The 11813-nt window shown below is 64.9% G+C and carries 11 protein-coding genes; 9 read left to right on the forward strand and 2 right to left on the reverse strand.

The window, feature by feature from the left end:
- Positions 1 to 59: 59 nt before the first annotated feature.
- Complete coding sequence (locus tag RX329_RS06315; RefSeq protein WP_018453545.1) at positions 60 to 710, reverse strand: glutathione S-transferase family protein; 651 nt, start codon at positions 708 to 710, stop codon at positions 60 to 62.
- A gap of 634 nt (positions 711 to 1344) precedes the next feature.
- On the opposite strand from RX329_RS06315, the gene RX329_RS06320 reads away from it, so the two are divergent.
- From RX329_RS06320 to RX329_RS06355, 8 genes are all read left to right on the forward strand, one after another.
- Positions 1345 to 2547 (forward strand): pyridoxal phosphate-dependent aminotransferase, encoded by a 1203-nt coding sequence (locus tag RX329_RS06320; protein WP_007596745.1) that lies wholly within the window; start codon positions 1345 to 1347, stop codon positions 2545 to 2547.
- A gap of 160 nt (positions 2548 to 2707) precedes the next feature.
- The gene (locus RX329_RS06325) at positions 2708 to 3187 is read left to right on the forward strand and encodes a DUF992 domain-containing protein (protein ID WP_085360572.1); all 480 of its coding nucleotides are present in this window, start codon (positions 2708 to 2710) and stop codon (positions 3185 to 3187) included.
- Between the two features lie 168 nt (positions 3188 to 3355).
- The gene (locus tag RX329_RS06330; protein WP_085360570.1) at positions 3356 to 5404 is read left to right on the forward strand and encodes an elongation factor G; all 2049 of its coding nucleotides are present in this window, start codon (positions 3356 to 3358) and stop codon (positions 5402 to 5404) included.
- A 358-nt stretch (positions 5405 to 5762) separates the two neighbouring features.
- Entirely contained in the window at positions 5763 to 6035 is a 273-nt protein-coding gene (locus tag RX329_RS06335; protein WP_007614761.1) for a helix-turn-helix domain-containing protein, read from the forward strand.
- Between the two features lie 109 nt (positions 6036 to 6144).
- The gene (locus RX329_RS06340; RefSeq protein ID WP_085360568.1) at positions 6145 to 7899 is read left to right on the forward strand and encodes a SulP family inorganic anion transporter; all 1755 of its coding nucleotides are present in this window, start codon (positions 6145 to 6147) and stop codon (positions 7897 to 7899) included.
- Between the two features lie 94 nt (positions 7900 to 7993).
- Complete coding sequence (locus RX329_RS06345) at positions 7994 to 8827, forward strand: shikimate dehydrogenase (protein ID WP_085383817.1); 834 nt, start codon at positions 7994 to 7996, stop codon at positions 8825 to 8827.
- A gap of 66 nt (positions 8828 to 8893) precedes the next feature.
- The gene (locus RX329_RS06350; RefSeq protein WP_085360564.1) at positions 8894 to 9520 is read left to right on the forward strand and encodes a hypothetical protein; all 627 of its coding nucleotides are present in this window, start codon (positions 8894 to 8896) and stop codon (positions 9518 to 9520) included.
- 15 nt (positions 9521 to 9535) lie between these two features.
- Positions 9536 to 10159, forward strand: coding sequence for a hypothetical protein (locus RX329_RS06355; RefSeq protein WP_026232553.1), 624 nt, complete (start codon positions 9536 to 9538; stop codon positions 10157 to 10159).
- A 116-nt stretch (positions 10160 to 10275) separates the two neighbouring features.
- On the opposite strand, the gene RX329_RS06360 is transcribed toward RX329_RS06355, so the two are convergent.
- A complete protein-coding gene (locus tag RX329_RS06360; RefSeq protein WP_018453552.1) occupies positions 10276 to 11412 on the reverse strand; it encodes an alpha-hydroxy acid oxidase in 1137 nt (378 codons plus the stop codon).
- A 134-nt stretch (positions 11413 to 11546) separates the two neighbouring features.
- Here RX329_RS06360 and RX329_RS06365 point away from each other — a divergent pair, with 134 nt between their 5' ends.
- On the forward strand, positions 11547 to 11714 hold the full coding sequence (locus tag RX329_RS06365; protein ID WP_162847257.1) for a hypothetical protein: 168 nt from the start codon (positions 11547 to 11549) through the stop codon (positions 11712 to 11714).
- The last annotated feature ends 99 nt before the right edge of the window (positions 11715 to 11813 follow it).

The following is an 11813-nucleotide window of genomic DNA, read 5'->3' on the forward strand; positions in this document are numbered from 1 at the left end:
GGCGAGATTGCGGCAATGGTGACCTTTATGCCCGCTATTTGCCAGAGCGTGATCGCCCCTCAGGCACCAGCAGCGATGCTGGCGGGGTCCTCGATGTCGGCCGGCCGCCAGTCCATTGCGACGTAGCCGGGGGCCGCTTCCACGCGCTTCAGCCAGTCCCGGATCGCCGGGAAGGTCGAGAGGTCGAAGTCGCAGCGGTCGGCGAGGTGGGTATAGCCGTACAGCGCGATGTCGGCGACCGTGAGCTGGCGGGCGGCGAAATAGGCGTTGGTCCTGAGATGATTCTCCATCACCTGGAGCGCGCCATAGCCGCGCTCCATCCAGTCCTCCAGCGAATGAGTCTGGAGGTCGCGGCCGCCCCTCACCAGCGACAGCCAGAAATAGGCCGCGCCGATGTTCGGCTCCAGCGCGTGCTGCTCGAAGAACATCCATTGCAGCGCGTCGGCGCGATCGATGCGGTTCTCCGGCGCGAGCGGCGTGCCGACGGCGACGTACCAGAGAATGGCGTTGGACTCGGCGAGATAGCGATCGTCGCCGACCTCGAGCAGCGGCACCTGGCCGGATGGGTTCTTGGCCAGGAAGTCCGGGGTGCGGCTCTCGCCGCGCAGAATGTCCACCTCGACCGCTTCGTAAGGCAAGTTCAGCAGCGCCAGCGCAAGGCGGACCTTGTAGCTGTTGCCCGAGCGCTGCATCGAATAGAGCTTGTACATTCTGGGGATGATTCCGGACGACGGGGAGCGCGGCGCTTGTTGCCCCGCAACGCGGCTAAACAATGATGCCGATGCGAATCCGCCGCAAGACCCGGCCAATAGAAAAACTCGAAAACCCTACCGCATTGCAATGCGGCGGAAGATCATTTCCGTGCGACCATCCAACTCAGTTCACGCTTGCGTCAACGCGCAAGTGCGTTGCTCGACGCGATCGTGTGCGAGCACCGCGGTCGCGTCTTGGGCACTGAAGCTTCCGCATCGTCATGGCCCGGCTTGTCCCGGCCATCTACGCGCTGCACACGGCACGAAGAACGTGGATGCCCCGGGCCTTCGCCTCGCCGAAGCGGCTTCGGCCGCGCAGGCGAGACAGGCCCGGGCATGACGACGTTCTCGTTTCATAGCCCGCGAAGGCCGCAAAATTGCTCCGAGGACACGCGTTGTCGGATATGAGGGGTTTGCGCGGCAAAGTTACGGAATATTGCGGGAAATCGCGGCTCGAAACGCCAGACACGTAAACTTTTGCGGGATCGGACCGAAGTTTCTTGCGGTGCAACGGCACTCGTTTTAGGGTGGTTCATTCCCACAATCGGAGTCGTGAAGCCAAAGGGTTCACGACGCTTGTCAGGAGATGACGATGTCCTTCCTTGCCGCTGCGCTCGACCGTGTGAAGCCGTCCGCGACCATCGCGGTCACGGATAAAGCACGTGCGCTGAAAGCGGCGGGCCGCAACGTCATCGGTCTCGGCGCCGGCGAGCCCGACTTCGACACGCCCGCGAACATCAAGCTGGCCGCGATCCACGCCATCGAAGCCGGTAAGACCAAGTACACCGCGGTCGACGGCATTCCCGAGTTGAAGGAAGCCATTATCGCCAAGTTTCAGCGCGAGAACGGCGTCGTCTACAAGGCGAACCAGATCATCGTCGGCACCGGCGGCAAGCAGGTGCTCTACAACGCGCTGATGGCAACCATCAATCCGGGCGACGAGGTGATCATCCCCGCGCCGTACTGGGTCAGCTATCCCGAGATGGTGGCGCTCGCCGGCGGCGAGCCGGTGCCGGTGGTCTGCACCGCCGCGACCGGCTTCAAGCTCCAGGCCGAGGCACTCGAGCGCGCGATCACGCCGAAGACCAAATGGGTGATCCTGTGCTCGCCGTCGAACCCGACGGGAGCTGCCTACACCAGGACCGAGCTGAAGGCGCTCACCGACGTGCTGGTCAAGCATCCGCATGTGTGGGTGATGACCGACGACATGTACGAGCACCTCGTCTATGACGACTTCCAGTTCACCACGGTCGCGCAGGTCGAGCCGAAACTCTACGACCGCACGCTCACCGTGAACGGCGTGTCGAAGGCCTATTGCATGACCGGCTGGCGCATCGGCTATGCCGGCGGTCCGGCGCAGCTCATCAAGGCGATGTCGACGATCCAGTCGCAGTCGACCTCGAACCCGTCGTCGATCGCGCAATGGGCCGCGGTTGAGGCGCTGAACGGTCCGCAGGACTTCATCCCCGCCAACAACAAGGTCTTCAAGGAGCGCCGCGATCTCGTCGTCTCCATGCTGAACCAGGCCAAGGGCATCGAGTGCCCGCGGCCCGAGGGCGCCTTCTACGTCTATCCGTCCTGCGCCGGCACCATCGGCAAGACCGCGCCGTCGGGCAAGGTGATCGACAATGACGAGACGTTCGTCACTGAACTGCTGGAGACCGAAGGCGTCGCCGTGGTGCAGGGTTCGGCCTTCGGCCTCGGCCCCGCGTTCCGCATCTCCTACGCGACCAAGACCTCGGACCTCGAAGACGCCTGCAAGCGCATCCAGCGCTTCTGCGGCAATCTGCGCTGAACTCACAGACATGAAGTGACATCAAAGGGCCCGCGCAATGCGGGCCCTTTTTCTTTCAAGTCTGCACGATCTGGCGCCACCGGAACTGTTGTGGCATAGACCATCGCGCGGCGTGTGCCGCGCCTCCATGCTCGCATCACATTCATCGCCGGAGATATTCATGAGCCGTTCACTCCTCCTCGCCGGGCTTGCCGTTGCGAGCCTCGTCGCCTCCGTTGCGGGCGCCAGCGCGCAATCGCGGATGGTGCAGGTGGGCGTGCTCGAATGCCGCGGCGGCGCCAGCGTGGGCTTCATCGTGGGATCGGTGACCCATCTCGGTTGCGTGCTGCGCGTCGATGGTTTGCCGGACGACCGTTACGTTGCGACGATCCGCAAGGTCGGTCTGGATATCGGCATCACACAGGAGACGGCTTTGGCGTGGGGCGTGTTCGCGCCGGTGAACCGGCTCGGCCCGGGCGACCTCGCCGGCAACTACGCCGGTGCGCAGGGCAGCGCCTCGGTCGGTGTCGGCCTCGGCGGCAACGTGCTGGTCGGCGGCTCCAACAATTCGATCGCGCTCCAGCCGCTCAGCGTGCAGGGCCAGGTCGGCCTCAACGTCGCCGCCGGTCTCGAGAGCCTGGAACTCCGCCCGGGACGTTGAGACTCGGCGCCAGCCGAAGCGCTCCTCCTCAACCTCTCTCCGGGAGAGGAGGAAATACCGACGACGCACCGCAGCGATTTTTGATGCTTGCCAAATCTCGGGGACGGGCAGAGCATCAGCGTTTGCCGACCCAATCATGGGCCGAGCTCCACACCAAGGAGGCGGCGAATGGGACAAGACGTCAGAAGTCCCCGAGGTCCACGGTGCATCGCGCTGGTGGGCCCTTTCCAAAGCGGTAAAACCACACTTCTCGAAGCCATCCTGGCGCGAACGGGCGCAATCCCGCGCGCCGGCAGCGTCGATGCCGGAACCTCCGTCGGCGACGCCACGCCAGAGGCCCGTCATCACAAGATGACCGTCGGGCTGACTGCCGTCACCACGAGTTTCATGGGCGACAGCTACACCTTCCTCGATTGTCCCGGTTCCGTCGAATTTGCCCACGACATGCGCGCCGCGCTGCCCGCGGTCGATGCCGCAATCGTGGTCTGCGAAGCCGACGAGAAGAAGCTGCCGCAGCTTCAGATCATCCTGCGCGAGCTGGAGGAGCTGAAGATCCCGCGTTTTCTGTTCCTCAACAAGATCGACCGCGCCAACAAGCGCATCCGCGAGACGCTCGAGATGCTCCAGCCCGCCTCGCGCGTACCGCTGGTGCTGCGCCAGATCCCGATCTGGAAGGACGAGTTGATCGAGGGCTTCGTCGATCTCGCGCTGGAGCGTGCGTTCATTTACCGCGAGCACAAGGCCTCCGAAGTGGTCGCGCTCCAAGGCGGCGATCTCGATCGCGAGAAGGAGGCCCGCTTTTCGATGCTGGAGAAGCTCGCCGATCACGACGATGCGCTGATGGAGCAGCTGCTCGAGGACATCCAGCCGCCGCGCGATGCCGTGTTTGACGATCTCGCCCGCGAATTGCGCGACGGGCTGATCTGCCCCGTGCTGCTGGGCGCCGCCGCACGCGAAAACGGCGTGCTGCGTTTGATGAAAGCGTTGCGCCACGAGGCGCCCGGTATCGCGGAAACGGCAAAACGTCTCGGCGTTCCCGAAACGAGGGACGCCCTCGGCTTCGTCTTCAAGACGTTGCATTCGCAGCACGGCGGCAAGCTGTCGCTGACGCGCATGCTCGCCGGCCATCTCGACGACGGTGCCACGCTGCAATCCTCCTCCGGAGGGGCCAGCCGCATCTCCGGCATCCTCGCCGTCACGGGGGCCTACGACACCAAGCGTACCGCGGCGGAAGCCGGCGATACGGTGGCGCTCGCCAAGCTCGACCCGATCAAGACCGGCGACACGGTCTCGAGCGGCAAGATCCAGCCGGCAGCGCTCACCGCCGTAGAACCCACTCCGCCGGTGCTCGCGATCTCGGTTGCGGCCACCGACCGCAAGGACGACGTCAAGCTCGGCCAGGCACTGATGCGGCTGCACGAGGAGGACCCCTCGCTCGTCTTCGTGATGAACGCGCAGACCCACGACACTGTGCTGTGGGGTCAGGGCGAGATGCACTTGCGCGTCGCGAGCGAGCGGCTGCGCGATCGTTTCGGCGTCAAGGTCGCTTCGCATCCCCCCGCGATCGGCTATCAGGAAACCATCCGCAAGCCGATCGTCCAGCGCGGCCGCCACAAGAAACAGTCCGGCGGGCATGGCCAGTTCGGCGATGTCGTGCTCGACATTAGGCCGCTGCCGCGCGGCGAGGGCTTCAAGTTCGCCGAGAAGGTGGTCGGCGGCGCGGTGCCGCGCAACTACATCGGCGCGGTGGAAGAGGGGGTCATCGACGGGCTCGCCCGCGGCCCGCTCGGTTTCCCGGTCACCGATTTGCAGGTGACGCTGACCGACGGCTCCTATCATAGCGTCGATTCCTCCGACCTCGCCTTCCGCACGGCGGCGCGGGTCGGGCTCACCGAGGGCCTGCCGCAATGCCAGTCGGTGCTGCTGGAGCCGATCCATGTGGTCGAGATCGTCTGCCCGACCGACGCCACCGCCAAGATCAATGCGATTCTGTCGGCACGGCGCGGCCAGATCCTCGGCTTTGACACCCGCGACGGCTGGAGCGGATGGGACTGCGTCCGCGCCATGATGCCGGAAGCCGAGATCGGCGAATTGATCGTTGAGTTGCGCTCGGCCACGGCAGGCGCCGGCAGCTTCACCCGCCAGTTCGACCACATGGCCGAAGTCACGGGGCGCGCCGCCGACCAGATCATCGCAGCGCATCAGCACGCGGCGTGATCGGTCTGCCGAAGTAAGGGACGCATCACTGTCTCACTCCCTCTCGCCGTTCTTACGGGGAGAGGGGTGGGGTGACGGGCTTCACAATGGGCGTGGCGAAGGTTGGACTCACGCTGCTCCTCCCAACCGTCATTGTGAGCGCAGCGACTTGTCCGCCGAAGCTTTAGCGAAGGCGGAAGCAATCCAGTCTTTCCGCGGAGGAATTCTGGATTGCTTCGTCGCTTCGCTCCTCGCAACGACGGTGGAGACGGATGGCTCGCATGGCGAGCTTCCCCTTGCGTTCGGTCGTTTATGATGTATTTTACATCATTGTGCATGCTCCAGACATCATTTATAATCTTTCATAGGTGAGGCCAAGGTGATCACGTCGTTCCAGATGCGGGCAGCGCGTGCGCTGCTCGGCATTGACCAGAGGGCCTTGGCGGAGCTCGCAGGCGTTTCGCTGCCGACCATTCAGCGGATGGAGGCGAGCACCGGCAATGTCCGCGGCGTGGTCGAGACCTTGATGAAAGTGGTCGAAGCCTTTGATCGCGCCGGCGTCGAGCTGATCGGCGAACAGGCGCGCAGCGAAGGCGGCGGACGTGGCGTTCGGCTCAAGGAGCCGGGGCCGCCGCGTCGGGTGGGAGCATGATCCCGCAATGATCATGCTCGGGAGCAGTCTTAACTAACGCACCGTCGCGCCCCGATACGCGGCCGCACGATGCATCGGAGCGTTGTGGGCAGCGGAGCATTTTGCTGAAATGAGCATCACAGGCGAACACGCAGGCAAGCTGCACCAGCCTCGTCGGCCGACCTTTACCGAACTCTATCTGCCAAAGCTCGTCACCGTATGGCGCGAGGGCTATGGCTTATCGGATTTCCGTGCCGATGTGTTCGCGGGCCTCACGGTCGCGATCGTCGCGCTGCCGTTGTCGATGGCGATCGCGATCGCCTCGGGCGTGACGCCGGACCGCGGACTCTACACCGCTGTTGTCGGCGGCTTCATTGCGTCACTGCTCGGCGGCAGCCGATTCCAGATCGGCGGTCCGGCCGGCGCCTTCATTGTGCTGGTTGCGGCGACCGCCGACCGTCACGGGGTTGACGGCGTGGTCCTGGCCACGCTGATGGCGGGCCTGTTCCTGATCGCTGCGGGCTTCCTGCGGATCGGCACCTATATCAAGTTCATTCCATATCCTGTGACGGTTGGCTTCACGGCCGGCATCGCCGTCATCATCTTCGCCAGCCAGCTGCGCGATCTCGGCGGGATCACGCTCCTCGCGAAGGAGCCCAGCGAATTCGTCCCGAAACTCGTCGCGCTTGCCGGGGGCCTGCACACCGTCAATCCGTCGGCCGTCGCGGCTGCGATCGTCAGCATTGCCATCATCGCCGGCCTGCGACGCTGGCTGCCGTCCTGGCCCGGTATCCTGATCGCGGTCGTGCTCGCGGCGGTCGCATGTGCCGTGCTGTCGCTGCCGGTCGAGACCGTCGGATCGCGCTTCGGCGGCATTCCGCGGGAACTGCCCTCGCCAGCCTTGCCTGCATTCTCGCTCGCGAAGGCGACCGCCGTGCTGCCCGATGCGATCTCCTTCGCACTGCTCGCCGCCATCGAATCGCTGCTGTCGGCGGTGGTGGCCGACGGCATGACCGGACGCCGTCACCGCTCCAATTGCGAGCTGGTGGCGCAAGGTGCCGCCAATGTCGGCGCGGCGGTGTTCGGCGGCATCTGTGTCACGGGGCTGATCGCGCGCACGGCGACCAACATCCGCGCCGGCGCGCGGGGGCCGCTCGCGGGCATGCTGCATTCGGTTTTCCTGCTGCTGTTCATGCTGATCGCAGCGCCGCTCGCGAGCTACATCCCGCTGGCCGCGCTCGCCGCCGTGCTCGTCGTGGTGGCCTGGACCATGGCGGAGAAGCACGAATTCGCGACGCTCCTTCGCTCGTCATGGGGCGATGCCGTCGTGCTGCTCGCAACCTTCCTGCTCACCATCTTCCGCGATCTGACCGAGGGCATTCTGGTTGGCTTCGCGCTTGGCGCGGTCCTGTTCATCCATCGCATGGCGGAAATGACGGGCATCGAGGAACGATCGCCACTGGTGGCCGCCGATCGTCCCGATGATGATAATGGCGGGCGCGTGCCTTACGACCCCGCACTCGCGGTCGATCGCGACGTGCTGGTCTATCGCATCACCGGCGCGTTCTTCTTCGGCGCGGCCTCGGCGATCGGCAGCGTGCTCGACGGCATCGCCGACAAGCGCAAGGGTTTTGTGGTCGATTTCGCCGACGTGCCGTTCCTGGATTCGACCGCGGCCAACGTGCTCGGCCGCGTCGCCGCCAAGGCCCACCGCCAGGGCATCCGGCTGTTCATCACAGGGGCGTCGCCTGCGGTCCGCCGTGCGCTGCTCACCCATGGCGTCACGCCGCCACGCGCGCGCTATCGCGAGACCATCGCGCGTGCGGTCGCCGACATCAAGGGCGGCGCGGCGCTGCCCGCGGGTGGTGAGGCGGGCACGACCTGACGTCGAGCCTCTCCCGAGACGGCCCCGCGCGCTTGACAGCGCCTGCGGGACGCGAAATGGATCGCCTCCGAAACCACCCCAGGGGAGGACGACCGTGACCAAGGCTCCCGCAGCCTGTCTGATCGGATGGCCGGCCGCGCATTCGCGCTCGCCGCTGATCCATCGATACTGGCTGCGCACGCTCGGGATCGAGGGCGGCTATGTCATCGAGGCGGTTCCACCCGATAATTTGCGTGACTTCGTCCTGCGGCTGTCGCTGCGCGGCTTCGTCGGCGCCAACGTCACCATCCCGCACAAGGAAGGCGTGCTCGAGCTGTCGACGCCCGATGCCCGCGCGCGAGCGGTCGGTGCGGCCAACACGCTGTGGTTTGCGGACGGCGAGCTGCGCTCGACCAACACCGACGTCGAGGGCTTTATCGGCAATCTCGATGCCAGCGCGCCCGGCTGGGACGCAGCCAGCGAGGCGCTGGTGCTCGGCGCCGGCGGCTCCTCGCGCGCCATCGTGTTCGGGTTGCTTGAACGCGGCATCAAGCGCGTCCATCTCGCCAATCGCACCGTCGGCCGGGCCGAGATGCTTGCAAGGCAGTTCGGGCCGAAGGTGCATCCTGTTGCGTGGGATGGCATCGACCACATTCTGCCGCGTGCAAAACTTCTCGTGAACACGACCTCGCTCGGCATGCACGGTCAGCCTTCACTCGACCTTAAAGTGGCGCGCCTGCCGGATGGCGCCGTGATCGCCGATCTCGTCTATGTCCCGCTGGTGACGCCGCTGCTGGCGGCCGCACAGGCGCGCGGGTTGAAGACCGCCGACGGGCTCGGCATGCTGCTGCATCAGGCGGTCCGCGGCTTCGAGCTGTGGTTCGGCCAGCGGCCGCAGGTCACGGCCGAGCTGCGTGCGCTGGTCGAGGCCGATCTCACAAAGACTTGAGAGAATAGCGCGTAATCTCCGGAGTTCTATGTCCGTAGGGACAATAGGGCGCAATCGGAGACCATCATGTCTGTTCAACGTGCAACTTTCACACGTCCGCTCATCGCCGTCGCGATGGTGGCCGTCTCGACCCTCTCGGCCCTTGCGCAAAGGGCGCCGGTGCCGACGCGCGTGCGAGGCACGATCGAAAGCGTCAATGGCGACACGATTCAGGTCAAGGCGCGCAGCGGCGAGGATGTCAAGCTGCACATCGCCTCCGACGTGAACGTGTCGGGCATTACCAGGATTTCACTTGCCGACATCAAGCCCGGCTCCTTCGTCGGCGCCACCACCGTGCCGGGACCGGACGGAGGCGCGAACGCGGTCGAGGTGCACGTGTTTCCGGAGAGCATGCGCGGCACCGGCGAGGGCTCGCGACCCTATGACCTCAAGCCCAATTCCAGCATGACCAATGCGACCGTGTCGGAGAGCGTGGTCGGCAATGACGGCCATACGCTGCTGGTCAAGTACAAGGACGGCGAGAAGAAGGTGTTCGTCGCCGACAATACGCCGGTGGTGACCTTTGTCCCCGGCGACAGATCCGATCTGAAGGCCGGCGCCAAGGTGATCGCCTTCATGAAGCAGCTGCCGGACGGCTCATTCGAAACCAACCGCGTCAGCGTCGGCCGCGACGGCCTGACGCCGCCGATGTAAATGGAGAATAACAACATGTCGAAGAGAACCTGGATATCACGCCTCGGCGTGGCCGCGTTCGCCGCCTGCATCGTCACGTCATCCGCCCTGGCGCAGCAGACGCCGACGGTCCGCATCCGCGGCACCATCGAGAGCGTCGACGGCAACACGCTCGGCATCAAGACCCGCGAAGGAACCGACGTGAAGGTGCGCATGACCGACAACGTCGCCGTCTTCGCGGTGGTGAAGACGTCGTTGTCGGAGATCAAGGACGGCTCCTATATCGGCGTCACCGGCCTGCCCGAGCCCGACGGCACCCAGAAGGCGATCGCGGTGCACATCTTCCCCGAAAACCAGCGCGGCGCGGCCGAAGGTTTTCGTCCCTGGGACGCGCGCGCCAACTCGACCATGACCAACGCCACCGTGGCGCAGACGGTGAAGGGCACCGACGGCCAGAACATCACGGTCAAGTACAAGGACGGCGAGAAGAAAGTCGTGGTGCCGCCGGACACGCCGATCGTCACCTTCGTCGCCAGCGACAAATCCGAGCTCAAGCCCGGCGCCAAGCTGATCATTTTCGGCGCGGTGAAGAAGGACGATGGTTCGCTTGAGGCCAACCGGGTGAATGTCGGCCGCGACGGGGTGACGCCGCCGATGTGAGGGCGAACGCTGAAATCTTAGGGTGGGCAAAGGCGCGAAGCGCCGTGCCCACCCTACGATTTGCGAATTGGTGGGCACGCTTCGCTTTGCCCGCCCTACGGCACTGCCGCTGCGGTTCACATCGCGATGATATGTTCGTCGATTTCGTCAATCCGGTTGACGCCGCACAGGCCCATGGTGGTGAGCAGCTCCTTCTGGATGATGTCGATCGCCTTGGCGACGCCGGCCTGGCCGCCGGCGCCAAGGCCATAGGCGTAGGCGCGGCCGATCATGCAGGACTTCGCGCCGAGCGCGAGCGCGCGCATCACGTCCTGGCCGGAGCGGATGCCGCCGTCGAACATGATCTCCATCCTGTCACCGACCGCCTCGGCGATCTCGGGCAGCACCTCGATCGATGACGGCGCGCCGTCGAGCTGACGGCCGCCATGGTTCGAGACGACGAGAGCCTGCGCGCCGGTCTTGGCGGCTTCCTCGGCGTCCTCGACGTCCAGAATGCCCTTGATGATCAGCTTGCCCGGCCAGATGCTGCGGACCCACTCGACGTCCTTCCAGTTCAACGACGTGTCGAACTGCGAGGCGGTCCATTCGGCGAGGCGATTGAGGTCCTCGGTGTTCTTCACGTGGCCGGCGATGTTGCCGAAGGTACGGCGCTTGCCCCGCAGCACGCCGGAGACCCACGCGGGCTTTGTGGCGAAATCCAGAAATTTAGACATCGTCCACTCGGGGGGGATCGTCATGCCGTTCTTGATGTCCTGGTGGCGCTGGCCGATGACCTGGAGATCGACGGTCAGCACCAGCGCGGAGCATTTCGCCGCGATCGCGCGCTGGATCAACTCCTTGATGAAGCCGCGGTCCTTCATCACGTAGAGCTGGAACCAGAACGGCTTCTCGACATTGGCCGCGATGTCCTCGATCGAGCAGATCGACATCGTCGACTGCGTGAACGGGATACCGGCCGCTTGCGCGGCACGGCAGGCATGGATCTCGCCATCGCCATGCTGCATGCCGAGCAGGCCCACCGGCGCGAGGATCAGCGGCATGGTCGAGGGCTCGCCGAGGATCGTGGTCGCGGTGTCGCGTTTGGAGACGTCGACCAGAATGCGCTGGCGGAACTTGATCGCCTGCATGTCTTCGCGGTTGGCGCGCAGCGTTTCCTCGGCGTAGGAGCCGCGGTCGCAATAATCGAAGAACGCCTTCGGCACGCGGCGCTGATGCAGTGTGCGAAGATCGTCGATACAGGTGATGTGCTTCATGAACGTTTCCCGGCCCGTCTTGTCGGAAGAGTCTTGTATGGGAAGACTCTTGCATCGGAAGATCGAGGGGTCATCTAGCATGGTTGGATGCACAGCCAAATCGTTTGCAAATCCTTTGTGGAGAGGAGGGCGCCATGACCAGGCCGCACACCGGACCGACGCCGGAGGAGATCAAGGAGAAGCATGATCTCGAGGAAGCGCTGGAGGAGGGTCTGGAAGAGACCTTTCCGGGCTCCGATCCCGTCAGTGTCACCCAGCCGGCGCCGGGCCGCGCGGACGGCCATGTGAAGCGCTCGGACTAGGTGCCGGTTCCGCCCTGTTCCAGTATCTTCAACGGAAATATAATGTTAACAAGACGTTATTGGGGCCGGGAGCCGCCCGGTTCCGTAATGATTCATCAT

The sequence above is a fragment of the Bradyrhizobium sp. BWC-3-1 genome (assembly GCF_032917965.1).
Classification (GTDB): Bacteria; Pseudomonadota; Alphaproteobacteria; order Rhizobiales; family Xanthobacteraceae; genus Bradyrhizobium; species Bradyrhizobium canariense_D.